Below are 24671 nucleotides of genomic sequence, written 5' to 3' on the forward strand. Positions count from 1 at the left end.
TGGCCGCAGCAGCTTAAAATCGGTCTACGTTGACCGTTTCGACGCCGCACGTGCTCTGTGGCGTCGAGCTCTCGCAAGCCTGCTGCGCGGTTCGCTGACTGCCACAAGCACCGCGCGTATGCTGCAACCACGCCCGTAATATTGGCCGCTTGTCAGCGCGTGCATAGTCGATTTTCAACGCATCCAACTGCCCCTCGATTTGATTCGCGTCGGTTCCCGCATCAATCCCGCGCGCGATCACCTCAAACACATCTTGCACTCGCTGCTGCTCATCGGTGGGCTGCTCTGCGATCAAGCCTTCCAGTACATCAAAATGGCCCCAAGTCAGGCCAAAATCCTCGGCATACAAAAGATGCGTCTTGGCATGGTCCAGCACTTTTCGTGACACCGAGGTAATGCTGGTCCGAAATGCAGCGCCTTCTTCGGACACAAGCAAGAACAGTTGCCCTAAATAGGGCGAATTCATATCCAGCTCGTCGCCCACCGAGGAGAACGACGCGGGATCGATCACGACAGGAAAATAGGACAACTGCCGGCCCGAGCGCTTTGATGCTCGCGCCGTGGCAGCGACACTGCGCACCACCAGATCCGCACGGCCTCCCAAACTGTAGTGCAGGCCTATGAAATGCGTCCCCGGATCACCAACCATGACCTGCGAAATACGCTCCGGATCGCGGCCGTGTACTTCCAGAATTCGGGCGGCATAGCCGCGCTGCACCAGCCATTTCCCGCCGTCTACGGCCAACCCTTGATCCCAGCGGGCGCTCGATGACAACATGCCTGGATGCACGAAGATAGTGTTCTTCTTGTTATTCGTCACGGCGCCGTCATTCGATACCGTCTGCGCCATTGGCACTGGGCAAGTGCCTTCGGTCAAGCTGGCCGATAGCGCCGCAGCCGAATCGGCAGCCGAGACCGGCACCATCAAGTCGGGGTGAGAATAATAACGGCCGCTGGAACAGCCCGCGAGACAGAGCAAAGCCACCGCGCATGACAACGTACGCAAGCCGATCATCTTATTTATACCCCTGGTTACCCAAACAACAGGGTTATATCAACAGAGATTGACTTGCGACCGCGCACGCAATGCTATCTTTTACATCGTGACCCTTCGCAACACTCTTGTGACTTTTTTAGTTGCGGCCGGGCCTTAGCGCACAGACTGCATCGCAGCGTGCTGCGCTTGCACTAATTGTGCGATCCCGTGCTCCGCCAGGCCCAGCATGGCATCCAGTTCCGAACGCGCAAACGTCGCCCCCTCGCCTGTGCCTTGCACTTCCACAAAAGCGCCCGCCCCCGTCATCACCACGTTCACGTCCGCATCGCAGGCCGAATCTTCCTCATAATCCAGGTCCAGCACAGGACGGCCGCTGACCATCCCGACGGACACCGCCGCGACCGTATCGCGAATGGGGTTCATGGTGAGATCGCCGCGCTTGATCAACAAGGCCACGGCATCCGCCGCTGCGACCCAGGCGCCCGTAATACTGGCGCAGCGCGTGCCGCCATCGGCCTGCAGCACATCGCAATCCAGATGCAGCGTGCGCTCGCCCAGCGCCTGCATATCAAACACCGCGCGCAGACTGCGACCGATCAGGCGCTGGATTTCCTGCGTGCGGCCACTTTGTTTGCCCCGGGCAGCCTCGCGATCGCCGCGCGTATGCGTGGCGCGCGGCAGCATGCCGTATTCCGCCGTGACCCAGCCTTCACCGCGCCCCTTAAGAAACGGCGGCACCTTTTCCAGCACGCTCGCCGTGCACAGCACGTGCGTATTGCCGGCGCGCACCAGCACCGACCCCTCGGCATAACGCGTAAAGCCGCGCTCCAGGCTGAACGGACGCAGTTCGTCGACGGCGCGGCCCGAAGGACGAGAGATAACGGGTGATGTGGACACAGAAGACTCCTGAAAAGAGAGGGTTTCGCGGCATTGTACGGGGGTTACCCGTCAGCCTTGGTGACGACACCATTGTCAACGCCCCATAGCAGCCATCGTTGCGACGGATCGAGGCGCGTGTGGCGCGACGTTGTCTTGCGTTGTGATGCGATGCATACCCGCATGGCTACGGAACCCAGAATGTCGGATCGGCAGCCAACGCGCATTTACAGCATCACCTACAGGCTTGCGGTATCCTGCTGGAAACAAGGGCCCACGCAGCCCTGCCATCTTTCAGATTACGTTCAGGACATTCCCCATGATTCGCAGCATGACCGCCTTCGGCAACGCCCGTGTCGATATCGAACAAGGCACCTTGGCGCTCGAAGTGCGCAGCGTCAACAGCCGTTATCTGGACTTGTATTTCCGTCTGCCCGACGAACTGCGTCACGCGGAAACACCGCTGCGCGAACTACTGACCGCCAATCTGGGCCGCGGCAAAGTCGAAGTGCGCGCGTCCTACACCCGTAGCGTCGGCACCGAATTGAGCAAGCTCGACCCCGTCTGGCTGCAACACCTGGCCACGCAACTCGAGGCCGCGCGCACTGTCCTGCCCGAAGTCGAAGCCCCTCGTCTGGCCGAGCTGTTTAACTGGCCCGGCCAACGCGGCAACGATGCCCTCGATCCCCAAGCCTGGAGCGCCGCCTGTGTACAGGCCGGGCAACAAGCACTGACGCAGCTAAAAGAAGGCCGCGAACGCGAAGGCCAACGCCTGGCCGCGATCATGATGGAGTGCGCCGACGGCGTCGCCCGCATCGTCGAATCGGTGGAAACTCATCTGCCCCAACTATTGACCGACCATCGCGAGAAGCTCGCCAACAAACTGCGCGAATCCGTGGAAACGGCGTTTCCGGGCGGCTTTAATCACATTTCGGGGACCGAGCTATCGGAACGCCTGGCGCACGAAGCCAACCTGTTCGCCCTGCGCATCGATGTCGCCGAAGAACTCGCACGATTGCGTTCGCATTTGGAAGAACTACGTCATCTGCTGGGCGGTGCTGAGAACAATGGAGGCAAGGCCGACAGCAAACGCGGCAGCGCCAAAGGCAGCGCGGGTAAGCGGCTCGATTTCCTGTTCCAGGAGATGAACCGCGAAGCCAACACACTGGGCTCCAAGGCCGGCAGCATGGACGTCACCCGCGCGGCGATGGACTTGAAACTGCTGATCGAGCAAATGCGCGAGCAGGCGCAGAATATTGAGTAGCCTGATACTCGAGGGGATCCTGAGGCGGCACGATTGTTGACGCCCTTAGATCGTATGGCAGTTGGCACGTGACGAAGATCATTAGGCAAGCCGTTCGAAAACGCTCTGACGTCCTATTTTTCCCAAGCCCGCTTCATTGCCGCCACTAGGAGCGGCACTTACCCTCTGGTACAAGCCATCACAGGACCCTGAAATTCCTGCGTGTTCCATTGGGTGTTCTCCCAATAACGGACCGTTGTCCCTTTGCTGTTTTGGACAATTTCGACGACATGGGCCGGGCCGCGGAATCGGGAGTCGTCGGTGTATAAGCGGTGACCGCCGGGTATCTGCTCGGTGCGCACGGTAGCTTGCAGAACCCACGCACTATTGATGCAGTCGAGAACGTCGCTGACCGGTTTGGCGGACTGGACGGTGGTCGAGGGTGCGGAGGCAACGGTTTCGTCCAGAGAGGTGCAAGCGGTCAACATCAGACCAACGGCTAACGCAGCTATTATTTTCATGTCGATTCCTGTGATTGGATGGCTATTTCACACGCACGGATTGCACCATCGGATGCGAGTGAAAATGCGTCAGCAGATTCTGCCGTTGGCGGTCGGTGAGTTTAGCGTGTTCGATCAAGGCGGGCCACTGCGCATGGGCGGCTTTGACGCAGTCGCTCACGGCCTTGGCAGCGGGTTTTTCGGGAATACGCAGTTGGGCACAAAAGGCGCGCAGCATGGCGGGCGATAGTGCGGGTTTTATCGTGGATTTTCCATCAGCCTGGGCACCGTCCGCTCGCGAGGTACGGCGTGGCTCCATGCTCTCGGGCATGATGCGCAAGGCATGACCCTGACACGGATGGTAGGCCGCGTAGCCAACGATATCGTAGGCGGGCGCGAACTGCGGCGTCCGGCCATCGGGATAGATCAGGCCCAGGTTTTTCAGATGCATGTCCGGGTTGCCGAGCATTTCGTTGACCGTCATGCGGCGTAAAAGCTCGTGCACGGCGGGCTCGCCCAATGACGGAAAGGCCATGAGGACGGCGGCCACGTCGAGATAGGTCGCGGCGCGGTATTTTTCCTCGGGCATGGCGCCGAGTATTTGCGCGAAGTCTTCGCAATGAATACGTTTGCCGGGTTGACGATCGTAGCGCACGACGGCCAGAAACTGCGTGCGCGCATCGGCGTCACCCAGGTCGTAGCCGTGCTCGGCGACGAGGTTTTCCAGGGGCTCGAGATAGGCCTGGCAAACGGTGGCGCCCGCTGCCTGTGCCAGTTGGAGGGAGAGCGCTTCGAGCTCGGGTAGCAGGGGCTGGCCGACGACAGGCAACTTGGCAATGATATGGGTGTCGTGCTCGCGAGTTCGCCCGACGTAGCGTTGGCCTTGCTTAATCACGCCCAGCTTGGGCTGCACGCCCGAGAGGGAAACGCCCTGCTCCATGGGATCCGCCGTGACGGTCATCTCCAGGGCGTCCTGATCTTGGGTCACATAGTGCGCGAGTTCGTTGCGCGAGAGCTCGACGGGCCGCGCGTAGACGTTGCCCGGCAGATCGCCGCCGCACGCGGCCAGCATTTCGAAATGATCTTTGGGATCGCAACCGCGCACCCGGGCGACATGATCGCGGAACACGCCCTCGGGCAACAGGTTCTGGAAAAATGCCGGCAACAGCCAGCCATTCTGCGAGGAATGGCGGCCGTTGAGCGGTTCGCTGCGCACGTCGGCCCAGAATGCGGCCTGGTCTTCGGCGGAGTCGGCCAAATAGGACACTGAGACGACAGGGGCCGCGGCCTGCCGGGCAAAGGTATCGTCGGCGACGAAACGCGTGACGACATCCGCACCCGGCATGCTGTATTGAAACAGCACGCCCACGCGCTGCGTGCCGACGAAAATCGCTAATGCTTGAACATTCATGAGGTGGCTCCGTTCAGGGTCATTCTGAGGAGGCGTCGCTCAGTTGTCGCCGCGCGACCTCGATACGGGTGGGGATCTTGGCCTTGGCGGCGCCCCCTGCGTCCATGCCGACCACCGCCCCCTTGGGGACGAGCATCATTTCCAGGCCCAGGCGGTCAGCCAGGGCGAGCAAAGTGCTGACCTTGAAATCCTGCTCACCGCTGAGGACGTTGGTCAAGGTGCGCTGCGCAATGCCCGCGGATTCGCGCAAGCCGGCTTGGGTCTGGCCCTGTTGACGTAAACGCGCCCGCAGTGTGGCGGCAATGTCGGATAGGCTGTTCATCGTGTCACCTTTTGTGAGTCACGAGAGGCTCACTATAGAGAGATAGCTATCGTTATAGCACCAAAGTAGTGTAATAACTAATATAGGTATTATTTTGCCATAAACAAGAATATAAAAATGGCACTAAAGTAGTTTATTAACTAATAATACTACTTAAGTGCCAATTATTTACTGGAAAGCGGTTTCCATAAATGTGCGCAGCTTGCGTGAATGCAAGCGCTCGGGCGGCATCTCTCGCAGGAGCTCCAATGCCCGAATTCCGATTTCCAGATGTTGGTTGACCTGATCCCGGTAAAACGCGCTAGCCATGCCGGGGAGTTTCAACTCGCCGTGCAGAGGCTTGTCTGACACGCACAGCAAGGTCCCGTACGGGACGCGAAACCGGAATCCGTTCGCCGCAATGGTGGCCGACTCCATATCGAGCGCGATCGCGCGCGACTGGGTAAACCGCTGCACGAGCTCAGTGTGGTCGCGCAGCTCCCAGTTGCGGTTGTCGATACTGGCAACGGTGCCCGTGCGCATGATGCGCTTGAGCTCCCAGCCCGACAGACCTGCGACCTCTTCGACGGCCTGTTCCAGCGCCACCTGTACCTCTGCCAGCGGCGGCACGGGCACCCAGGTGGGCAAATCGTCGTCCAGCACGTGGTCTTCGCGCACGTACCCGTGCGCCAGCACGTAGTCGCCCAGGCGCTGGGAATCGCGCAGCCCGGCGCAATGCCCGAGCATTAGCCAGGCGTGGGGGCGCAGCACGGCAATGTGGTCCGTAATGGTTTTCGCATTGGACGGCCCTACCCCGATATTCACCAAGGTAATGCCGGCATGATCGGGGCGCACCAGGTGGTACGCGGGCATTTGCGGTAACCGCGCCCCGCCCGAAGGCGGGTTGGCGGCGGCCTCGCCTCGACGCGTGATGCGATTGCCAGGCTCGACCAGCGCATCGTAGTCGCCTGTGCCGTCGGCTATCAGCGCCCGGGCGCGCGCGCAGAATTCATCCACATAGAACTGGTAGTTCGTAAACAGGACGTAGTTCTGAAAATGCGTGGGCGCCGTCGCCGTATAGTGCTGCAGGCGATGCAGGGAATAGTCCACGCGCTGCGCGGTAAACGGCGCCAGGGGGCGCGGCTCGCCCTCCCGGCCGCGCCACGAGCCATTCACAATGGCGTCGTCAGTCACGGCCAGAGCGGGTACATCAAACAGGTCGCGCAACGGCCGCCGCATTCCTTCCAGACGCTCGCCCTCGACATAGGCGCCTTCGGGGAATGCAAAATGCAAAGGAATCGGCACCTCCGACTCGCCCACCTCGACCGCCACGTGGTGGTTCTGGATCAACAGGCCGATCTGCGCCAGGTAATACTCGCGAAATAGCGTCGGCTGGGTCACCGTGGTCTGGTACACACCCGGCTCGGCCACATGCCCGAACGAGAGCCGGGTATCAATAAGATCGTAGGTCGTCACCCGGATGCGAATGGCGGGATAGCAGGCCCGCACGGGCCCGGGTAAATCGCGACCGTTCACAACGTCTTGGAATGCGGCTCGAAGATAGGCGGTATTTCGCCCATAAATCTCCATCAAACGATCAACGGCGGCCTGAGCCTGATCAAAGGATTCAAACGCCAGCGGCGGCGGAGATTTATGAAGGCCAATCGAAAAGTCAACTGTCATTTTTTTCATTTTCCCGAAAATCGCATGCTGAACACAGCATACGCCGACAATTCAGAAGTGCCATGACAGCGCAATCCTCCGCGAAGCCGCTGTCATTTTTCTTTAATCTTTCTGCATTTTGTTAGTAATAACCCTGGAATGCAAAAAACCGTTAATGCGTTACAATGCCACACGGTCGCGTTGTTTGCGTACCACATTTTCCGCCGGCTTGATGCCCTCAGCCATCCCGCCCCACTCCGAAAGTTGAAGTGTCGCAATGACTCCACCGACGCGAAAAATCCATCCGAATTTATCCGCTCTATCCTCATTCCTGGCCGCGCCGCTTTTAGCGCTTGGCCTGTCTTGGCTCCCCCCCGCTCATGCCAGCACGCCTCTCGAGGCTCTTGCTTCGGTGCAGGGTTTGCGCATGGTCGACCCCTTGACGGTGCCCAGCCTGCCCGACATGGTCGTGCGCGCGGGCCTGGACACCTTGGGCACCCCGTATGTTTGGGGTGGCGAGGATCCGGAGTCAGGTTTTGATTGCAGTGGTCTGACCCAGTTTGTGTATCGAGAGATCACGGGTCTGGAATTACCCCGCACCGCGCGCGAACAGCGCCGCGAGGGCTCGAACATCAATAAAAAAGAACTGCAGCCCGGCGACCTGGTGTTTTTTGCGACACGCGGTCGTCGTGGCGTGTCGCATGTCGGCATCTATATTGGTCAAAACCAGTTTGTGCATGCCCCCACGCGTGGCTCTACCGTTCGCGTCGACAGCCTGGACAATAAATACTGGTCACGCCACTACGTGACGGCGCGCCGTTATATCGAGATGGACGAGGCGATTTCGCCCGATACGCCGATACCCGCGCCGGTCGGCCGTCTGGTTGCAAACGTCAATATCGATCAGTAATTCGATCAATAACGACCCCGCGCGTCATGCGACGCGCCAGTTGTTTGCCATAAAAACCCATCAGGGAGCCATCGGCTCCCTGATGGGTTTCTGGCGCCTGATGCGCCCCGACGCGAAACTCAGCCTCGTCCCACAAACGGCATGTTGGTCGCCATGATGGTCATGAACTGCACGTTGGCATCCAGCGGCAGTTTCGCCATCGACACGACCGCATGCGCGACATGCGAGACATCCATGCGCGGCTCGGCGCGACGCGTACCGTCGGCCTGCAATACGCCATCGGCCATGCGCTGCGTCATTTCGGTGGCCGCGTTGCCGATGTCGATCTGGCCGCACGCAATGCCATAGCTGCGGCAGTCCAGCGAAATGGATTTGGTCAGGCCCGTCACGGCGTGCTTGGTCGCGGTGTAGGCGATCGAAAACGGCCTTGGCGCCGTCGCCGAAATCGAGCCATTGTTGATGATGCGTCCACCGCCGGGCTGCTGGGCTTTCATCAACCGAATGGCGGCCTGGGCGCACAGGAACATGCCCGTCAGGTTGACATCGACGACCTCGCGCCAGTGCTCCACGGACAGGTCCTCGATGGGGACGGCGGGAGAATTGCGACCGGCGTTGTTGAACAACACGTCCAGCCGGCCATACTCTCGCTGGGTTTCGTCAAACAACTCGCGCACCGCCTGCTCGTCGGTGACATCGGTGGGTACAACCAGCGCGCGCGCGCTATCTTCGCCCGCCGCGGTACGCGTCTGCTCGAGTTGCTCGCGTCGGCGACCCGCCAACACCACCCGAAAGCCTTGCGCTAAAAACTCGAGCGCGACCGCACGGCCAATACCGCTGCCTGCTCCGGTGACCAACGCGACTGGTGAAACGCTTGTCTGATCATTCGACTGCATATTGTTCTCCGTATTAGTCTCCAAGTCCGCAGGCACAGGGACTCGGCCTCAGAGAGTCAATATAATAGAGCGAATTTGTTATTCTTCGTTCCCTACTCAGCTTGCGTGACCGATTTATGTCAAAACACCCCGGCAATGTGTTCATGGTGGTAGCGCCCAGCGGCGCTGGCAAATCGAGCCTGGTCAAGGCCCTGCTCGACCGTGACAGCGCGATCGTTTTGTCAGTCTCGTGCACGACCCGACCGCCGCGCAACGGCGAGGTCGATGGCCGCGAATACCGCTTTATCACTGTCGAGCAATTCGAACAACTGCGCGCGGACGACGCTCTGCTGGAATGGGCTGAGGTACATGGCAATTTTTACGGCACGCCCCGCGACCGCATCGATCAGGCCACGCAACTCGGCAACGACGTCCTGCTTGAGATCGACTGGCAAGGCGCGCGCCAGGTCAGGCAGCGCTATCCCAAGGCCATCGGCATCTTTATTCTGCCGCCCTCCATCGAGGAACTCGAGCATCGCCTCAAGGCGCGTGGCCAGGACGAACCCCACGTTATCGCGCGCCGATTGCTGGCGGCAGGCGGGGAAATCGCCCATGCGCCTGAATGCGAATATGTTATTATTAATCAAGAATTTAGCGTAGCCTTGGCGGAGTTGTCTCAGATTATCAGCGCCGCCCGGCTACGTTTTTCGTCTCAGACTGTCCGCCATGCAAAGCTGTTTGCCCAGCTCGGCATTTCGGGTGACCACTGAGTCGTCCCTTTTCACAGCACGTTTCAGGTGTAATTCATGGCTCGCATCACTGTCGAAGACTGTCTGAATAGAATTCCCAATCGCTTCAAGCTCACTCTGGCTGCGACCTATCGCGCCCGCGAGCTCGCACAAGGCCACGCGCCGCGTGTCGACAGCAAAGACAAGCCCACGGTCACCGCCTTGCGCGAAATCGCAAGCGGTCACACCGGCCTGGAAATGCTGCGTAAAGTCCCGAGCTGATCCAGGCCTGGGGGGCAGCAATATGGCTTTTCCCCGGCTGAAGTACGCTTCTTCGGGCCTGCTCGCCGCGTTGCGAGCAGGGTCGCGACTCGGACGCCGCTCCGACAAGAAAAACTCACCCGTCGAACTCTCCCACACGAGAGGCGACGTCAGTCTGGCCGATCCGACCTCGATCGTCGCCTCGTTCGCCCCCCTGACCGAGATCCTCGGCAGCTATCTCGACAAAAAAGACGTTGAGCTCGTCCGCGAAGCCTACCGCTTTGCCGACCAGGCCCATCTGGGTCAATTCCGCTCGAGCGGCGCACCCTATATCTCACACCCGATCGCCGTCACGGAAATCTGCGCGGGCTGGAAACTCGACGCTAACGCGCTATGCGCGGCGCTGCTGCATGACGTCATGGAAGACCAGGACGTCCCCAAACACGAACTGGCCGAAAAATTCAGCCCTGAGGTGGCCGAGCTGGTTGACGGGCTATCCAAACTGGACCGCCTCGATTTCGCGACCAAGGCCGACCAGCAGGCCGAGAGCTTTCGCAAGATGCTGTTGGCCATGGCGCGCGACGTCCGCGTCATCCTGATCAAGCTGGCCGACCGCCTGCACAACATGCGCACGCTGGAAGCAGTCAATCCGGAAAAGCGCCGCCGCGTGGCGCGTGAGACCCTCGAGATCTACGCACCCATTGCACATCGTTTGGGCCTGAATGTGCTGTTTCGCGAACTGCAGGATCTTTGCTTCGCGGCCATGTACCCCAACCGCTATCAGGTGCTTTACAAAGCGGTGCTTGCCGCGCGCGGCAATCGGCGCGAGGTCATCGGCAAGATCAGCGATGCTGTGCGTGCCGCCCTGCCCGCTGCCGGTATCGAGGCAGAGGTCTCGGGTCGTGAGAAAACCCTGTTCGGCATCTATCACAAGATGGTCGACCAGAAAAAATCGTTTTCCGAAGTGCTCGACATCTACGGATTCCGGGTCATCGTGCATACGCTGCCCGAATGTTATCTGGCGTTGGGCGCCCTGCATCAGTTGTACCGCCCGGTGCCGGGCAAGTTCAAAGACTATATCGCGATCCCCAAGGTCAACGGCTATCAGTCGCTGCACACGACACTGGTGGGTCCGTATGGCACGCCCGTCGAATTCCAGTTTCGTACACGCGATATGCATCACATCGCCGAGGCAGGTGTGGCGTCGCACTGGTTGTACAAGGGTGTCGACATCACACTCAACGATCTGCAAAAGCGCACGCACCAATGGTTGCAGTCGCTGCTGGACATCCAGAGCCAGACCGGCGACTCGGGCGAGTTCCTGGAGCACGTCAAGGTCGATCTGTTTCCCGACGCAGTCTATGTGTTCACCCCGCGTGGCAAGATCATCTCGCTGCCGCGCGGCGCGACACCGGTGGATTTTGCATATGCGATTCACACCGACATCGGCAATCAGGCTGTCGCCACCAAGGTCAACAACGAGTTCGTGCCCCTGCGCACCGAGCTCAGTAGCGGCGATGTGGTCGAGATCGTCACGTCGCCCGCATCACGACCCAATGCGCAATGGCTGAACTACGTCCGCACCGGTCGTGCGCGCTCGGAGATTCGTCATTACCTGCGCACGGTCAAATACGAAGAATCGGTCGCCTTTGGCGAGCGTCTCCTCGAGCACGCCCTGCAAGAGCTGCATCTGAATCTGCCATCCAAGGACGACCCGGCCTGGCAGAAACTCGCCCGCAGCACGGGCGCGACCTCGCGCGAAGAGATCCTGGCGGATATCGGCCTGGGCAAACGCCTGGCCGCTGTCGTCGCGCGCCGCTTTGCACCCGAACATCAGATCGTCGCGACCACGGCCGCCGCGGTCGATGAAATCACCTCGGCTCGCAGCGCCCCGATCCTGATCAAGGGCAGCGAGGGCCAGGCGGTGCAATTGGCGTCATGCTGCGGCCCCCTGCCGGGAGACCCCATCATCGCCGGCTTGCGCCTGGGTCAAGGCCTGGTCGTCCATACGACCGATTGCCCCACTGCGGTGCGTCTGCGTGCCCGGGAACCCGAGCGCTGGGTCAACGTGGCCTGGGATGTCCACACGGCCAAGCACTTCTCGACGCGACTGGATATCATCACCCGCAACGAGCGCGGCGTGCTCGGCCGACTGGCCGCCGAGGTCACGGCCACCGATGCCAACATCGTGCAGATCACCATGCACGACGATGCGGTCTCCACCGTATCGCTGCACCTGACCGTCCAGGTCGAAAGTCGCAAGCACCTGGCGCAAGTTATTCGTGCCATCCGGCACGTGCCACAGGTGCAAAAGATCGTTCGCGTCAAAGGTTGACGCTTGGGCCGCGGCTGACAGCCTGGGTCTCAGGCGTCAGCCTTATTTCATCGATCAGCCGTGTTGCATCAGGCTCGGCAGATACGTAACGATGCCCGGAAAGATCGTGATCAACGAAATCGCGATCACCAGGAGCAGGCAGAACGGTATAGATGCCTTGGTAACCTGCCAGATATCGCGCCCTGTCATGGACTGCAGCACAAACAGGTTGAAACCCAGGGGTGGCGTGATCTGCGCGATCTCGATGATGATGACGATGTAGATACCGAACCAGATCAGATCAATACCAGCGGCCTGCACCATCGGCAAGATCACGGCACTGCTCAGCACGAGGATGGATATCCCTTCCAGAAAGCAGCCCAGTACGAGGAAGAACAGCGTCAGCACGGCCAGCAGCATATAGGGCGACAATGCCATGCTTTCGACCTTGGCGGCCAGCACCTGCGGGATGTTCAGGTATCCCACCGAAATCGACAGCACGGCGGCGCAGGCCACGATGAAGGAGATCATGCACGAAATCTTCATCGCCGACATCAGACTGTCGCCCAGGCTTTTGAGTGACAAGGTGCCACCCAGTTTCGCCAATGCCATCGCACCTAGCACACCGACCGTAGCGGCCTCTGTGGGTGTGGCCACCCCGCCGTAGATCGCACCAATAACCGCGACGATCAGCAGCATCACGGGGATCAGTCGGCGCGAGTTCCGTAGCTTGGCGCCAAGGCTCAGCGCGGGGTCGCGCGGCGGAATCTTGGACGGATTCAGCAACGACCACACCATCACATAACCCATGAACAGGGCGATCAGCAACAGGCCCGGCAGGATGCCGGCCATGAACAGACGCGCCACCGATTGCTGGGCCGTGACGCCGTAGACAATCATGATGATGGAGGGCGGAATCATCAGGCCCAGTGTGCCGGAACCGGCCAGGGTGCCAATCATCATTTTCTCGTCGTAGCCCCGTTTCTTTAGCTCGGGCAGGCTCATTCGTGCCACCGTGGCGCAGGTCACAGCCGAAGACCCGGCCACCGCCGCCATGATGCCGCAGCCCAGGATATTCACGTGCAACAGGCGGCCCGGCAGCCAACTGACCCAGGGGCCGAGCCCCTTGAACATATCTTCGGACAGGCGCGTGCGGAACAGGATTTCCCCCATCCAGATAAAGAGCGGCAACGCAGTCATCGGCCAACCCCAGCTGGCGTCCCACATCGAGGAGACGATCAGCGACCCCACTGGCGCGGTAGTAAATACCGCCAGGCCCACCACGCCGATTGCCAATAGCGCAACCGCTACCCAAACACCGCTAGCCAAGAGCGCCAGTAACACCACCAGCAGCGTCCCGGATGCGATCACCGTCGAATATTGATCCATGCTTTATTCCCGCGTGAAGAGTGTGAGCCAGGTCGCGCGACCAAGGGCCGCGAATGCGCTATTCCAGCGCCGCGTCACTGTTCTTGTCGTAGCTCGGCTCTTCGCCGCGAGCAACAGCCAGTGCGGCATCAACGAGCGCAATCGTCAGAATGATGAGCCCCAGCGCCAGTGCGGATTGCGGGATCCAGAACGGAATGGCAAGCAACCCCGGACTGACATCGTCAAACTCGTACGATTGCCAGGTAAACAGCACGGCCTGCCACGCGATAAACGCCATCAGCAAAGCGGTACCCACGCAACACCACAGCTCAAGTGCTTTGCGCGTACCACCGGTCAGACGACTGATGATCAGGCCAACACGTACGTGGCCACCGTCCTTGAATGTATAGCCCAGCCCCAGGAAAGTGGAAGCCGCCATGAACAATCCCGACAGCTCTGTCGAATCGACCGTGTAGCCGAGCGAGCGACCGACGATCTGCGTAATGATGGAGATGCCGATGCCGGCCAGGAACGCGGCGGCCAGTACGCCGCTAGCCGTATACAGGCCGTCTAGTATTTTCCTCAACATAATCTTGTACAGCTCCAGAAGATGCGGGACGAGCGAAGCATGGCGCTTCGCATGCTGTTAAGCCCTGCGTGCCGTTAATGGGCCGCAGGCAGGGCTTAACATCTATGGGTCTATTTGGCCGCCTTGGCCTTGGCCGCCAAATAATTGTCCAGCACCTCTTGTTCCTCGGGGCTGGCGTTCTTGCGCCAATCGTCCATCATGGTCTTGCCCACGTCGGCCAATACCTTCTGGACCTCCGGGCCGGCCTCAGTCACTGTCATGCCGTTCTTGCTTAACGTTTCAACCGTTTCCTTGCCGGCCTTTTCGCTCATTTCGAAGCCGCGTTTGGTGGCGCGCTCGCCGGCTGCCAACACGATCTTGCGCAGCTCTGGATCCAGCGCACGGAACGCACGCTCGTTCACGAGAATGACGTTCTTGTTATGCAAGGTACCTGTGTACATGAAGTATTTGCAGTTGTCCCATACCTGGGTATCGATTCCGGTTTGTGCACTGGTGAACAGCGAATCGATCAGCCCAGTGGCAAATGCCTGCGATATCTCGGCGAACGGCAGAATAGTGGCCTGAAAGCCGAGCATTTCGCCCATTTTTTGTGTGGGCGGCGAATAGATGCGCAGCTTTTTCCCTTTGAAGTCCTCAGGGCCCGATATCGGTGTCTTGGTGTAAAAGCCCTGCCCCGGCCACGCCACATAGGTGATGGCGCGCAGACCATTTTTCTTGAGCAGTTTGTCGAAGTACGGCTTCTGCGCTTCGGTCAGTAATGCAGCTTCTTCGTAATTGGCGGCGATATTGGGCAGTCCATCCAATGCATACATCGGGTTTTCATTGCCGTACACACCCAGGCGGACTTCGCCAGCCTGGATCTGGCCCGCCTGAACCGCGCGCTTGATCGCATCGTGCTTGATCAGGGTGTCGTTCGAGCGCAAGTCGATCTTCAGTTGGCCCTGGCTTTCGGTTTCCACCTCTTTGATGAACTGGCGGATATTCTGGGTCAGGAAACTGGACTCCGGATAGCCGGAGGCCATGGTCCAGGTCGTTGCCGCGGAAGCGGCCACCATGGGCGCAGCGCAGAGTGCCACGGCCAAGAGCTTGCGTAAGAACTGCATGGAAATCCCCTTATGAGTTGATCTTGAACAGATACTGTTTCCAATGTGCCGCCCAGCGCGCTGAACGCGACTCGCGATTCATTGTATTCATACACCTCCCGTCATACAACTCAAAATTAACATCACTTGTTTGGTGCAAATTTAGGATTTAATGCACCATGTTTTTCCCTATAGTGGGTACTTTTTCGCCGCATTCACGGAGCCCGTGACTTGAATAGCAAAAAGCAAAGCAAGCCCCGCACACGACTCACCGACGTCGTTATCCGGGCCCTGTCTGAACGCTTGGACACACAGACCTACCGCCCCGGCGAGCGCCTACCCTCCGAGCAAGCGCTATGCCAAGAGTTCAACGTCAGCCGGACGGTGATCCGCGAGGCCATGTCGTCGCTGCGATTGGGTGGCCGCGTCATCAGCAGCCCAGGCCTGGGCGTGTTTGTTGCCGAAGACCATGACCCGCCGATCCACTTTGATATTCAAAGCCCCGCCGACAATCGCCGTGCGCTGCACATCATGGAAGTCCGGGTCGGCCTGGAGGTAGAGGCCGCCGGATTGGCTGCGGAACGACGTACCCCAACGGATATGGCCGATATCGTGCGGGCATTCGACGAATTCAATGCCGCGGAAAATGACTCTGCGTGCGCCGTGCAGGCGGATGTCAATTTCCATCTGGCCATCGCTCGCGCCTCGAATAATCCGCACTTCGCACATCTGCTGAAATCCGCGGTCAAAGAAATGGAACTGGACATGAAGATCAAGCACCGGGGAAAATCCGAGCAAGAGCTGCGTGATTACGAAAAGCGCGCGGCCCGCGAGCACGGCACCATCATGTCCGCCATCATGCGCGGCGATACGACGGCGGCACGCACCGCCATGGCCCGCCATCTCGGCGAAAGCGTTGCCCGCTACCGCAAGCGACTGACCACCAAGCCTTGACAAGCAGCCCACCCGCAAGCCGAAGGTGAAACGTAGGGCGTTTTCTGTTTTCAGACAATCGCCGATTGACCACCTGTATGACAGGTATCATCATATGTAGTGTCGCTTTAGTGTCTGCTCATGTCATCCGACCCGGGACGCCCGCGCCGGTGCCATGGCCATAATTTCTTGTGTGCACAGGAGAACGCAGTGTCATCACAGCAACAGAAAGCCCGTGTGGGGGTCGATATCGGGGGTACGTTTACGGATGTTGCCCTCGAGCTTGCAGGCAAGCTCTACTCCACGAAGATCTTGACCGACTACGAAGCCCCCGAGCGCGCTATCGTTCAAGGCCTGCGAGACGTGGCCGAGGCCGCAGGCATCTCGCTGTCGGATATGGGATTGATTATTCACGGTACGACCCTCGCGACCAATGCGCTGATCGAGCGTCGTGGTGCCCGCACCGCTTTTATCACGACCGAAGGTTTTCGCGATGTGCTGGAGATGCGCTCGGAAAGCCGTTTCGAACAATACGATCTGGATATCAAGCTGCCGCCTGCGCTGATCGACCGTCGTGATCGCTTGACGCTGCGCGAACGCATCGACGCATCCGGTAATGTGTTGATCGCGCCTGCCGAGGCCGACGTCCAGGCTTTGGTCGAGCGGATCGAGGCCGGCGGCTACGAGAGCGTGGCGATCGGCTTCATCCATGCCTATGTCAACGATGCGCACGAACATCTCATGCGCGAGGCGCTCAGTCGGCGCCTGCCGCACTTGTCGATCTCGATCTCGTCCGAGGTATCACCGCAGCTACGCGAATTCGAACGCTTTAATACCGTTTGCGCCAACGCCTATGTGCGGCCCCTGATGCAGTCCTATCTGGACCGGCTGGTACACAAGATCCACGAAGCCGGCGCCACTTGCCCCGTCTTTATCATGCATTCCGGCGGCGGCATCATTTCCGTGGATAGTGCGTCGCGCTTTCCGGTGCGTTTGGTGGAGTCGGGCCCCGCTGGCGGTGCCATCTTTGCCGCCCACATTGCCGCACGCTATCAGCTCGATTCGGTACTGTCTTTCGATATGGGAGGCACCACTGCCAAAATCTGCCTGATCGACGATCAGACGCCCAAGACCGCCAACACCTTTGAGGTCGCGCGCACCTACCGCTTTAAAAAGGGCAGCGGTATGCCAATCTCCATTCCCGTCGTCGAAATGGTGGAGATCGGCGCGGGTGGCGGGTCCATCGCCGGATTGGACGTGATGCGCCAGATCCGCGTGGGTCCGCAAAGTGCGGGCTCCGAGCCCGGCCCGGCCTGCTACCAACGCGGTGGCGAACATCCCACTGTCACCGACGCTGACTTGTTGCTGGGGCGACTGGATCCCGACAACTTTGCCGGCGGATCGTTTTCCTTGTCGACAGAATTCGCGCAGACCGCCGTGCTGAACAGCGTCGCGCAACCGCTTGGGCTGTCCGCTCAGGACGGCGCGTACGGTATCGCCGAGGTCGTGGACGAGAACATGAGCAATGCCGCACGCGTGCACACGGTGGAAAGCGGCCGAGAGATCTCCAAGTACACGATGATCACCTTCGGCGGCGCGGGTCCGCTGCACGCCGCCCGTTTGTGCGAAAAGACCGGCATTGAGCGCTTTCTGGTGCCGCCTGGCGCGGGCGTGGGCTCCGCCATTGGCTTTCTGCGATCACCCTTCGGTTATGAAAGCGTACGCAGCGCCAATGTTCGCCTGACGCAATTTGATTGCGCCGCCGTCAATCAACTGCTGGCGCAATTGCGCGACGAGGCCATGACCTTCGCGCGGCAAGGCGACTCCAGTGAGTCCCCCGTGGTCGAGGCCAAGGTCTACATGCGCTATGTCGGACAGGGTTGGGAAATCCCCGTGATGCTGCACACCACGGAATTTGCCGAACATGATGTGGCACAGCTTCGCACCGATTTCGAGGCTGCCTATACCCGCTATTTTGGGCGCCCGATCGATGGACTGGACATCGAAGCCATCAGTTGGGCGGTCAAGGCCAGCTCGCCGCTGCCGCCGGTTGAGCGCCTGGCGCTGCTCGATGCGAACGCCACGGCTACCGTCATCGGCCAGCGCCGTATCTTCGATGCCAAGCTGCGTCAAATGGTGGATGCCGCCATCGTTGAGCGCGCAGGCCTGTTGCCCGGCACGCGCATCGCCGGCCCGGCCATCGTCGTGGAGCGTGAAACCTCGACGTTGATCACCGCGTCTTTCGAAGCCATCGTCCAAGCGGACGGATGCCTCCTGGTTTCAAGCAAACACACCGCCGCCTAAGGAGCCGATCATGAGCACCGACAATCTGCAGAATATCCACATGCAAGTCATGTGGAACCGCCTTATCTCGGTCGTGGAAGAACAGGCGTTGGCACTGATACGAACGGCCTTCAGCACCAGCGTACGCGAGGCCGGCGACCTGTCGGCCGGGATCTTCGACCAACAGGGACGCATGCTGGCGCAGGCCGTGACAGGCACGCCGGGCCACGTCAACACGATGGCCGACGCCGTACCCACCTTTATCACCGACATCGGCCCCGACAACATCTTCGAAGGCGATGTCTACCTGACCAACGACCCCTGGAAAGGCACGGGCCATCTCCATGACTTCACCGTCGTCACGCCCTCTTTTTTCAATGGCCAATTGATCGGCTACTTCGCCGCGACGGCACACGTCGTCGACGTCGGTGGGCGAGGTTTTGGACCGGATGCCCGCGAGGTTTACGAGGAAGGCATATGCATACCGATCATGAAATTCGCCACGCGCGGCGAAATCAACCGTGACCTGGTCACCATACTGCGCAGCAATGTCCGCGAGGCCGACAAGGTGGTGGGTGACCTGTATGCCCTGGCCGCGTGCAACGATACCGGCCATCGCCGCCTGCTCGAGATGCTGCGCGAATTCGAGCTGAACGATCTCGAAGGCATCGGCAGCTTTATCCTCGAACGCAGCCTGAGCGCCACGCTGGAGCGCATCGCGGCGCTGCCGAAAGGCAAATACGCCAATGAAATGACGCTGGACGGCTACGATCAGCCCGTGACCCTCAAGGTCGAACTGGAGGTCGGTGCCGACGGCCTGGTCGCGAACTTCGACGGCACGTCGCCCGCCAGCCCTTTCGGTATTAACGTGCCTCTCGCCTATGCCAAGGCGTACGCCTGCTACGGTCTGAAGTGTGTCATTGCACCCGAGGTGCCGAATAACACCGCCTCCCTGGCACCCTTCTCCGCCATTGCGCCGGAGGGTTGCATCCTGAACGCGCAACGCCCTAGCCCCGTCGCGGTACGCCATGTTTTGGGCCATTTCGTGCCGGACCTGGTGCTGGGCGCGCTTCACCATTTCCTGCCCGAACGCATCCCTGCCGAAGGATCCGGCGCGCTATGGAACCTGCACGTCAGCGCGCGCGCCGCAAACCCCGACGCGAACCTTCCACCGGCCGAGATTCTGATGTTCAACAGCGGCGGCACCGGCGCCCGTCCGACGCTGGACGGTTTGTCGTCCACCGCGTTTCCCAGTGGCGTGCACGCAATGTCGGCCGAGGCCACCGAGCAGACGGGACCCATCGTCGTCTGGCGCAAGGAATTGCGCGAGCATTCCAGTGGCGCCGGCCGGTACCGTGGCGGCCTGGGCCAAGTAATGGAGCTGGGTCCGCGCGACGGCTATGTCTTTCGCTTCAATGCCATGTTCGACCGCATCGGTAATCCAGCACGTGGCCGGGCCAACGGCCAATCGGGTAAACCGGGTAAGGTCTCGCTTAGCGACGGCACCATCTTGCGCGGCAAGGGCACGCAGCATGTCCCGCCGGGTGAACGTCTGGTGCTGGAATTACCCGGTGGCGGGGGGTTTGGTGCGCCGGCCGAGCGTGATCGCGAATCGCTTCGCCACGACTTGGCCAATGGCTATATTGACGAGGCCGACCTGCTGAAGGACTACGGTCTAACAGCGGAACAGCTGAATGCCGAGGTCAATAGCTGATCGCCATAAAAGCGCCCCGACATCCACGGTGCGCTGCGCCCCAAAAGTCAGGATAGATATCCAACTTTTGGGGCGTCTCTTTGCAGGGGTTCGAAGTATTCAGCTCACGTGCTGCAAAAAGTCTTTCAACCGCTGGCTGGGTGGATTCAACAGCAATTCCTGGGGTGGCCCGTCATGTGCGACGACGCCACCGTCGATGAAGATCAATCGACTGCCGACCTTGCGCGCGAATTCCATTTCGTGGGTTACCACCACCATGGTCATGCCCTCCTCGGCCAAGTCGCGCATGACCTTGAGCACCTCGTGGCGCAGCTCGGGATCCAACGCTGAGGTCGGCTCGTCGAACAGCATCAGTTTTGGCTTGATCGCCAAGGCGCGCGCGATGGCAACGCGCTGCTGCTGGCCACCCGATAGCTCGGCGGGATAGTGGTTCATGCGGTCGGCCAGCCCGACCTTGCGCAGGATTTCTTCGGCGAGCGCTCGGGCTTCGGCACGCGATACACCACGCGTGTGGCGCGGGCCGAACATGACGTTTTCGAGCGCGGTCATCTGTGGAAACAGATTGAACTGTTGAAACACCATCCCGGCCTCTCGGCGGATTTCGCGCACCTGGGCGGGGCTACCCTTGACACTGACGCCATCGACCAGCAGGTCGCCGCCCTCGATGGTTTCAAGGACGTTGATGCAACGCAGGAAGGTGGACTTGCCCGACCCCGATGGCCCGACCACAACAACGACCTCGCCGGCGTCGATATTCAGGGTGATGCCATTGAGCACCGTCGCGTCACCAAAGCGCTTGGTGACCTCGTGAAATTCGACCATGCTCATAGTATGCGCATCCTTTTTTCAACCCAGCGCAGCCCCAGAGCCATCGCCCCCGTCAGCGCCAGATAGATGAGGGCGACCGCGGACCAGATCTCGACGGCACGGAAATTGGCCGCCATGATTTCCTGACCCTGGCGGGTGAGCTCGGCAACCCCGATGACGATAAACAGCGAGGAGTCTTTCAGGCTGATGATGCACTGGTTACCCAACGGCGGGATCATGCGCCGAAATGCGACGGGCCCGATGATATGCAGCAAAATTTTGTAGAACGGCAGGCCCATCGCCTGCCCGGCCTCTTTCAGGCCCTTGTGCACCGAGAGCAGCGAGCCGCGCACGATCTCGGCGATATAGGCGCCCGAGTTGATGATCAATGTCGCGATCGCCGCCCACACCGGATCGACCCGCAAGCCGGGCACAAGCAGGGGCAAGGCAAAGTAGATGAACATGACCTGCACCACGATCGGCGTGCCGCGAATGACCCCGATATAGACTTGTGCAATGATCGATAACACGACGTGCCCATAGGCACGCGCCACGCCCGCCAGCGCCCCCAGGACAAAGCCACCCGCCAGGCCCGCCAGGGTGATCTGGATGGTCATGAACATGCCATCCATCAGATTGGGCCAGGCGTCTAGAACGACAGACCAGTCGATATCCACGGTCTTCCCCTCGGTGATTGACTTGTGCGGGGCACACTCTGCCAGGCGCAAGCGATGCTGATGCGGGTGTTGACGCGAGCGTGGGCTCGCGTCAACACCCTACCCATGATGGGCGGGGCCACTCTCAGGGCTGTTTACCAAACCACTTGGTATAGATGGCGTCGTACTGACCGTTGGACTTGAGCGTCGCGAGGGCCTTGTTAACCTGGGGAACCAGGTCGCTACCCTTGGGGAATGCGATGCCGTAAAAGTCACCGCTCTTGAGTGCGCCGGTGACTTTGACCCGGCCCTTGCCGGCCGTGTTGGCGTAGTACTGGACATTGGGAGTGTCATGCACGGCGGCATCGACCCGGCCGGTGGCCAATTCGAGATAGGCGTTGTCGATGTTGGGGAACAAGCGCAGCTTGGCGTCCGGGACTTCTTTTTTCATGAAGTCCACCGTGGCCGTACCGGTCTTGACCGCGACATCCTTGCCCGCCAGGTCGGCTGCGGTCTTGATATCGGTATTGCTCTCGGGGACCAGGATGGCCAGACCGCTTTCGTAATAGGGATCAGAGAAATCGATGACTTTTTTGCGATCGTCACGGATGGTGATACCCGCCAGGGCGACGTCGATGTTTTTGGTTTGCAGGCCCGGGATAATGCCGTTGAAATCCATCGGTTGCAGCTTGTATTTGACCTTGAGCTCTTTGGCAATGGCATCCCACAGATCGATATCGAATCCGGTATAGGTATTACCTTTTTTGAACTCAAAAGGGATAAAGGCCGTGTCGGTCGCGACGACCAATTCCTTGTCCTGGGCTGCGGCGGTCGTGACGGCGCCGATCAGGCTCAAGCCCACCAGTACGGCGGCAAACTTGCGTTTCATCATCGATATGCTCCTGTAGAGGCAACGAGCTCCGGTAAACCCGAAGCCGGTAATTTATCTTAACCCATGCGTCCCCATAGGCGTATACGCGGCAACCCTGCCCGTGAATCCGTCCCTGATATATCCTTAGTCATCAAAACGGAAAAACGGGAATCTACAATAGGGATTCACGCAGGAGGCCTCTGATGTCGTTTAAACCTGTCGCTATCACCGGTACCCGCCGGCAAGTGGGCGTGGCCCTGGGCAAACTGGCCCGCCCGTTAATGTCGGCCTATCTGGATCAAAGTACGACCTGGCGAACGTTACGCCCGTGGCGTGGCCACGTCTACCTGCAAGAACTGGCAGGAAATATCCAGCACTATTTGCCCGAGCTCTGGGAAGAGTTCGAAGGCATGGCCGAAGGCCTACGATTGCCCGCCGACGATCTGCTGCTGTGGAATTGCCGGGGCGACCTGCTGCACCAGACCACGGATGGCTGCACCTCGATCACGATACAGGGTGCCGAGGGCGTGCGCTGGATCGCGCACAACGAGGATGGCGATCCCTATCTGTATGGCCGCTGCCCCATCGTTGACGTGCGGCCCGATGATGCGCCGGGCTATGTCAGCTTTTATTACCCCGGCTCGTTGCCTGGCCATACCTTTGCAGCGAACCGCAGCGGGATCGTGCAGACGATCAACAATCTGCGCACGCGCGCTCGACGCACCGGCGTGCCGCGCATGTTTTTGGCGCGCGCGGTGCTGGATTGCGAGACCCTGGATCAGGCGGTTGAGTTGTTGCGCGATACGCCGCGTGCCGGCTCGTTTCATCACATGCTGGGCGCATCGGGCGACGAACGTCTATTCAGCATCGAAGCCATGCCGGGGTTGTGCTCGATGAAACCCATCGCGCGCCGCTACGGACACGCCAATCACATGATTCACGACGCGTCCCAGGACGTCGCCCAGATCATCACCGACTCGTCACGCGCGCGCCAGACCCGTGTCGATGGCCTGCTCGATGGCTGGCATAGCGGAGCCGACGAAACACATATTGTCGCGGCACTGCACGACACTGACGGCCCACTGCCCATCCTGCGCTGTGCGGCCAATGATCCCGACGAGGAAAACACCTTGGCCACGGCAGTGTTTGAACTGGACGACGAACACGTCAACCTGCGGATCTATGACCGCAAGAAAACCGTGGCACAACGCATCGCCATCAAGTGAGATCCTGACGGCGCGCCGCGTGGCTTTGTTTATCGTTGACAACACATCCCGCAGCGCCGTGACGCTCTTTGTCGCGACACAATCTCACCGCACGGGTGCAAGCCCGGCCTAACCCGCACGGCAATCACCACGTTCAGGTACCACCGTCGGAAAGTGCGCCGCGCAACCAATCGACAAAGGCGACCGCCTGATCGCTCAGGCGTCGGCCCGCCGCGGGTAACGCGCACAGGCCACCGTCGAACTCGACGGTGCCAAATGGCGCGACCAAGGTACCCTCGGCCAGCTCACGCGCGATCAGGCGCTGCTCGACCAGAGCGACACCCAGACCAGACAATGCCGCCTCGATGCATAGATGGCTGTGCGGGAACTCCAGAACGTCTGCGCGTGCCACTGACTTGCCCGTTTTGATTTCCCACTGATTCCAGGCGCTAGAAGTGTACTCATGGGCGATGCGCACGCGCTTGGTGGCCGGCAGCTTGGCGCAGGCAGGCGCGCACACCGCCGCAAAACGCACCGGCGCCAGGAAAATCGCGCGCTGTCGATCCGCCTGCGCGTAGTGGGACATGTCCCACGCCACCAGGATATCCGCCCCTTCGTTGCGCATCTCGCGCGCGGACGTCATGGAGAGCCGGATCTGGATCTGCGGATGTTGTCGGTAAAACACCGCCAACTGCGGCACTAACCAACGCATGGCAAATGTGGCGCTGCACGCGACATGTACGCCCGGCCCCGCCGTGTGATTCACCAAGCGCTGGTAAGCGCTTTCCAGCTGGTCAAATGCGGACCGCGTCGTGCCATAGAAATCAACGGCCGCGGGCGTCATCCGCAGGCCGGTGCCGTCCCGCTCAAACAACGCCGTCCCCGCATCGTCACTTAACAGTTTGATATGCCGGCTGACCGCGCCATGCGTGCGAGCCAACTCGTCGGCCGCGCGTGTCACGGACCCCGTGCGGGCAACGGCCTCGAACGCACGCAAAGCGGCCAGCGGAGGAAGTTTTCTCATCAGGGATCGCTGTCAGAAATATCGCCAGGGACATTGTCAGAAAAACTGACTAATGGCCAAAATA

The 24671-nt window shown here is 60.2% G+C and carries 23 protein-coding genes; 9 read left to right on the forward strand and 14 right to left on the reverse strand.

All coding sequences use genetic code 11. The annotated features are described in order from the left end of the window. Positions 1-13 precede the first annotated feature (13 nt). Both ACYVDM_RS14380 and rph read right to left on the reverse strand, forming a co-directional pair. Positions 14-1015 carry a hypothetical protein gene (locus ACYVDM_RS14380; protein WP_415792774.1) on the reverse strand — a complete coding sequence of 334 codons (1002 nt, stop codon included), beginning with the start codon at positions 1013-1015 and terminating at the stop codon, positions 14-16. Positions 1016-1150: 135 nt separating this feature from the next. Further along, the gene (gene rph, locus ACYVDM_RS14385) at positions 1151-1894 is read right to left on the reverse strand and encodes a ribonuclease PH (protein WP_415792773.1); all 744 of its coding nucleotides are present in this window, start codon (positions 1892-1894) and stop codon (positions 1151-1153) included. A gap of 298 nt (positions 1895-2192) precedes the next feature. Between rph and ACYVDM_RS14390 the strand changes: the two genes are divergently transcribed. Then, complete coding sequence (locus ACYVDM_RS14390) at positions 2193-3137, forward strand: YicC/YloC family endoribonuclease (protein WP_415792772.1); 945 nt, start codon at positions 2193-2195, stop codon at positions 3135-3137. A 158-nt stretch (positions 3138-3295) separates the two neighbouring features. On the opposite strand, the gene ACYVDM_RS14395 is transcribed toward ACYVDM_RS14390, so the two are convergent. From ACYVDM_RS14395 to ACYVDM_RS14410, 4 genes are all read right to left on the reverse strand, one after another. After that, complete coding sequence (locus ACYVDM_RS14395) at positions 3296-3637, reverse strand: hypothetical protein (RefSeq protein ID WP_415792771.1); 342 nt, start codon at positions 3635-3637, stop codon at positions 3296-3298. A gap of 22 nt (positions 3638-3659) precedes the next feature. Continuing rightward, positions 3660-5027 carry a type II toxin-antitoxin system HipA family toxin gene (locus tag ACYVDM_RS14400; RefSeq protein ID WP_415792770.1) on the reverse strand — a complete coding sequence of 456 codons (1368 nt, stop codon included), beginning with the start codon at positions 5025-5027 and terminating at the stop codon, positions 3660-3662. Positions 5028-5046: 19 nt separating this feature from the next. Further along, positions 5047-5349: a helix-turn-helix domain-containing protein gene (locus ACYVDM_RS14405; RefSeq protein WP_415792769.1), complete on the reverse strand. Its 303-nt coding sequence runs from the start codon at positions 5347-5349 to the stop codon at positions 5047-5049. Between the two features lie 168 nt (positions 5350-5517). After that, the gene (locus ACYVDM_RS14410; RefSeq protein ID WP_415792768.1) at positions 5518-7011 is read right to left on the reverse strand and encodes an AMP nucleosidase; all 1494 of its coding nucleotides are present in this window, start codon (positions 7009-7011) and stop codon (positions 5518-5520) included. A gap of 256 nt (positions 7012-7267) precedes the next feature. Between ACYVDM_RS14410 and ACYVDM_RS14415 the strand changes: the two genes are divergently transcribed. Then, positions 7268-7900 (forward strand): C40 family peptidase, encoded by a 633-nt coding sequence (locus ACYVDM_RS14415; protein WP_415792767.1) that lies wholly within the window; start codon positions 7268-7270, stop codon positions 7898-7900. A 119-nt stretch (positions 7901-8019) separates the two neighbouring features. Here the strand turns inward: ACYVDM_RS14415 and ACYVDM_RS14420 are convergent, their stop codons facing one another. Continuing rightward, positions 8020-8793 carry an SDR family oxidoreductase gene (locus ACYVDM_RS14420; RefSeq protein ID WP_415792766.1) on the reverse strand — a complete coding sequence of 258 codons (774 nt, stop codon included), beginning with the start codon at positions 8791-8793 and terminating at the stop codon, positions 8020-8022. 116 nt (positions 8794-8909) lie between these two features. Here ACYVDM_RS14420 and gmk point away from each other — a divergent pair, with 116 nt between their 5' ends. From gmk to ACYVDM_RS14435, 3 genes are read left to right on the forward strand one after another with little or no spacing between them, the layout of a single operon-like run. Then, a complete protein-coding gene (gmk, locus tag ACYVDM_RS14425) occupies positions 8910-9542 on the forward strand; it encodes a guanylate kinase (protein ID WP_415792765.1) in 633 nt (210 codons plus the stop codon). A gap of 36 nt (positions 9543-9578) precedes the next feature. Then, entirely contained in the window at positions 9579-9782 is a 204-nt protein-coding gene (gene rpoZ, locus ACYVDM_RS14430) for a DNA-directed RNA polymerase subunit omega (protein ID WP_415792764.1), read from the forward strand. 22 nt (positions 9783-9804) lie between these two features. Next, positions 9805-12096 (forward strand): RelA/SpoT family protein, encoded by a 2292-nt coding sequence (locus tag ACYVDM_RS14435; protein WP_415792763.1) that lies wholly within the window; start codon positions 9805-9807, stop codon positions 12094-12096. A gap of 54 nt (positions 12097-12150) precedes the next feature. Here the strand turns inward: ACYVDM_RS14435 and ACYVDM_RS14440 are convergent, their stop codons facing one another. The 3 genes from ACYVDM_RS14440 to ACYVDM_RS14450 all read right to left on the reverse strand — a co-directional run bounded on the left by ACYVDM_RS14440 (position 12151) and on the right by ACYVDM_RS14450 (position 15135). Then, on the reverse strand, positions 12151-13464 hold the full coding sequence (locus ACYVDM_RS14440; RefSeq protein WP_415792762.1) for a TRAP transporter large permease: 1314 nt from the start codon (positions 13462-13464) through the stop codon (positions 12151-12153). 58 nt (positions 13465-13522) lie between these two features. Then, complete coding sequence (locus tag ACYVDM_RS14445; RefSeq protein ID WP_415792761.1) at positions 13523-14032, reverse strand: TRAP transporter small permease; 510 nt, start codon at positions 14030-14032, stop codon at positions 13523-13525. A 110-nt stretch (positions 14033-14142) separates the two neighbouring features. Continuing rightward, positions 14143-15135: a TRAP transporter substrate-binding protein gene (locus ACYVDM_RS14450; protein WP_415792760.1), complete on the reverse strand. Its 993-nt coding sequence runs from the start codon at positions 15133-15135 to the stop codon at positions 14143-14145. Between the two features lie 210 nt (positions 15136-15345). On the opposite strand from ACYVDM_RS14450, the gene ACYVDM_RS14455 reads away from it, so the two are divergent. From ACYVDM_RS14455 to ACYVDM_RS14465, 3 genes are all read left to right on the forward strand, one after another. Then, positions 15346-16068: a FadR/GntR family transcriptional regulator gene (locus ACYVDM_RS14455; RefSeq protein ID WP_415792759.1), complete on the forward strand. Its 723-nt coding sequence runs from the start codon at positions 15346-15348 to the stop codon at positions 16066-16068. Between the two features lie 189 nt (positions 16069-16257). Continuing rightward, positions 16258-18351 carry a hydantoinase/oxoprolinase family protein gene (locus tag ACYVDM_RS14460; RefSeq protein WP_415792758.1) on the forward strand — a complete coding sequence of 698 codons (2094 nt, stop codon included), beginning with the start codon at positions 16258-16260 and terminating at the stop codon, positions 18349-18351. A gap of 10 nt (positions 18352-18361) precedes the next feature. Next, a complete protein-coding gene (locus ACYVDM_RS14465; RefSeq protein ID WP_415792757.1) occupies positions 18362-20044 on the forward strand; it encodes a hydantoinase B/oxoprolinase family protein in 1683 nt (560 codons plus the stop codon). A gap of 99 nt (positions 20045-20143) precedes the next feature. Here the strand turns inward: ACYVDM_RS14465 and glnQ are convergent, their stop codons facing one another. The 3 genes from glnQ to glnH all read right to left on the reverse strand — a co-directional run bounded on the left by glnQ (position 20144) and on the right by glnH (position 22399). Continuing rightward, a complete protein-coding gene (glnQ, locus tag ACYVDM_RS14470) occupies positions 20144-20872 on the reverse strand; it encodes a glutamine ABC transporter ATP-binding protein GlnQ (protein ID WP_415792756.1) in 729 nt (242 codons plus the stop codon). After that, the gene (gene glnP / locus ACYVDM_RS14475; RefSeq protein WP_415792851.1) at positions 20869-21528 is read right to left on the reverse strand and encodes a glutamine ABC transporter permease GlnP; all 660 of its coding nucleotides are present in this window, start codon (positions 21526-21528) and stop codon (positions 20869-20871) included. The genes glnQ and glnP overlap by 4 nt, the downstream gene beginning before the upstream one ends. A 124-nt stretch (positions 21529-21652) precedes the next feature. Continuing rightward, on the reverse strand, positions 21653-22399 hold the full coding sequence (gene glnH / locus ACYVDM_RS14480; protein ID WP_415792755.1) for a glutamine ABC transporter substrate-binding protein GlnH: 747 nt from the start codon (positions 22397-22399) through the stop codon (positions 21653-21655). A 182-nt stretch (positions 22400-22581) separates the two neighbouring features. On the opposite strand from glnH, the gene ACYVDM_RS14485 reads away from it, so the two are divergent. Further along, entirely contained in the window at positions 22582-23604 is a 1023-nt protein-coding gene (locus tag ACYVDM_RS14485) for a C45 family autoproteolytic acyltransferase/hydolase (RefSeq protein ID WP_415792754.1), read from the forward strand. A 133-nt stretch (positions 23605-23737) separates the two neighbouring features. Here ACYVDM_RS14485 and ACYVDM_RS14490 read toward each other — a convergent pair whose 3' ends face one another. Continuing rightward, a complete protein-coding gene (locus ACYVDM_RS14490; RefSeq protein WP_415792753.1) occupies positions 23738-24607 on the reverse strand; it encodes a LysR substrate-binding domain-containing protein in 870 nt (289 codons plus the stop codon). Positions 24608-24671 lie beyond the last annotated feature (64 nt).

The organism is Bordetella tumulicola, from assembly GCF_054779135.1.

What these genes read in the sequence shown, in the direction of transcription:
- ACYVDM_RS14380 (WP_415792774.1), bottom strand. Translation starts at nt 1,015, where the DNA reads ATGATCGGCTTGCGTACGTTGTCATGCGCGGTGGCTTTGCTCTGTCTC.
- ACYVDM_RS14390 (WP_415792772.1), top strand. Translation starts at nt 2,193, where the DNA reads ATGATTCGCAGCATGACCGCCTTCGGCAACGCCCGTGTCGATATCGAA.
- ACYVDM_RS14395 (WP_415792771.1), bottom strand. Translation starts at nt 3,637, where the DNA reads ATGAAAATAATAGCTGCGTTAGCCGTTGGTCTGATGTTGACCGCTTGC.
- ACYVDM_RS14400 (WP_415792770.1), bottom strand. Translation starts at nt 5,027, where the DNA reads ATGAATGTTCAAGCATTAGCGATTTTCGTCGGCACGCAGCGCGTGGGC.
- ACYVDM_RS14405 (WP_415792769.1), bottom strand. Translation starts at nt 5,349, where the DNA reads ATGAACAGCCTATCCGACATTGCCGCCACACTGCGGGCGCGTTTACGT.
- ACYVDM_RS14410 (WP_415792768.1), bottom strand. Translation starts at nt 7,011, where the DNA reads ATGACAGTTGACTTTTCGATTGGCCTTCATAAATCTCCGCCGCCGCTG.
- ACYVDM_RS14415 (WP_415792767.1), top strand. Translation starts at nt 7,268, where the DNA reads ATGACTCCACCGACGCGAAAAATCCATCCGAATTTATCCGCTCTATCC.
- ACYVDM_RS14420 (WP_415792766.1), bottom strand. Translation starts at nt 8,793, where the DNA reads ATGCAGTCGAATGATCAGACAAGCGTTTCACCAGTCGCGTTGGTCACC.
- gmk (WP_415792765.1), top strand. Translation starts at nt 8,910, where the DNA reads ATGTCAAAACACCCCGGCAATGTGTTCATGGTGGTAGCGCCCAGCGGC.
- rpoZ (WP_415792764.1), top strand. Translation starts at nt 9,579, where the DNA reads ATGGCTCGCATCACTGTCGAAGACTGTCTGAATAGAATTCCCAATCGC.
- ACYVDM_RS14435 (WP_415792763.1), top strand. Translation starts at nt 9,805, where the DNA reads ATGGCTTTTCCCCGGCTGAAGTACGCTTCTTCGGGCCTGCTCGCCGCG.
- ACYVDM_RS14440 (WP_415792762.1), bottom strand. Translation starts at nt 13,464, where the DNA reads ATGGATCAATATTCGACGGTGATCGCATCCGGGACGCTGCTGGTGGTG.
- ACYVDM_RS14445 (WP_415792761.1), bottom strand. Translation starts at nt 14,032, where the DNA reads ATGTTGAGGAAAATACTAGACGGCCTGTATACGGCTAGCGGCGTACTG.
- ACYVDM_RS14450 (WP_415792760.1), bottom strand. Translation starts at nt 15,135, where the DNA reads ATGCAGTTCTTACGCAAGCTCTTGGCCGTGGCACTCTGCGCTGCGCCC.
- ACYVDM_RS14465 (WP_415792757.1), top strand. Translation starts at nt 18,362, where the DNA reads ATGAGCACCGACAATCTGCAGAATATCCACATGCAAGTCATGTGGAAC.
- glnQ (WP_415792756.1), bottom strand. Translation starts at nt 20,872, where the DNA reads ATGAGCATGGTCGAATTTCACGAGGTCACCAAGCGCTTTGGTGACGCG.
- glnH (WP_415792755.1), bottom strand. Translation starts at nt 22,399, where the DNA reads ATGATGAAACGCAAGTTTGCCGCCGTACTGGTGGGCTTGAGCCTGATC.
- ACYVDM_RS14485 (WP_415792754.1), top strand. Translation starts at nt 22,582, where the DNA reads ATGTCGTTTAAACCTGTCGCTATCACCGGTACCCGCCGGCAAGTGGGC.
- ACYVDM_RS14490 (WP_415792753.1), bottom strand. Translation starts at nt 24,607, where the DNA reads ATGAGAAAACTTCCTCCGCTGGCCGCTTTGCGTGCGTTCGAGGCCGTT.